The sequence below is a fragment of the Neisseria sp. P0001.S005 genome (genome assembly GCF_051963715.1).
In genome coordinates this window covers 1-780 of sequence record NZ_JBQCTZ010000461.1, presented here as the reverse complement: position 1 = coordinate 780, position 780 = coordinate 1, and the positions used below count along the sequence as shown (strand labels likewise).

Sequence of the window (780 nt, the reverse complement as noted above, 5' to 3'; positions counted from 1 at the left end):
ACACCGTTTGAAGACAAATAGAAAGTTTCTTTGTCGTAGAAAATATCCAAGATTTGTTCATTGTTGTAGCCCAAAGCTTTCAACAAAATCGTAACCGGCATTTTACGGCGACGGTCGATACGGAAATACAGCAAATCTTTTGGATCAAATTCGAAATCCAACCATGAACCACGGTAAGGAATAATACGAGCAGAGAACAACAGCTTACCGGAAGAATGTGTTTTACCACGGTCATGCTCAAAGAACACGCCTGGAGAACGGTGCAGCTGGGAAACAATCACACGCTCAGTACCATTGATGACAAAAGAGCCGCTTGGCGTCATCAATGGGATTTCACCCATATATACTTCGTTTTCACGAACTTCTTTTACAGTCGGCTTAGATGCTTCTTTATCCAAAATCACCAAACGGATACGGGCACGCAATGGAGCCGCGTAAGTAATGCCGCGCAATTGACATTCAGGAATATCGAATAAAGGTTCGCCCAATGTGTAATGCACAAACTCCAATCGCGCATAACCGTTATGGCTCACAATCGGGAAAATAGAATTAAATGCCGCTTGCAGACCATCATCAGTGCGTTGGTCAAAAGCATTTTCCAGCTGCAAAAATTTCGCATAAGAATCAATTTGGGTTGCCAGCAGGAAAGGAACATCTAAGACATTCTCTCGCTTTGCAAAACTCTTACGGATACGTTTTTTCTCGGTAAACGAATAGCTCATATACACTCCGAAAAGCAATTTTAAATAATAGGCCGTCTGAAACAACGGCATGCATCAA

Annotated in this window: 1 pseudogene; it reads right to left on the bottom strand. The window is 42.3% G+C overall.

The annotated features are described in order from the left end of the window. A pseudogene (locus ACTHSP_RS21055) lies at positions 1-722 on the bottom strand (DNA-directed RNA polymerase subunit beta); the annotation flags it as partial. Positions 723-780 lie beyond the last annotated feature (58 nt).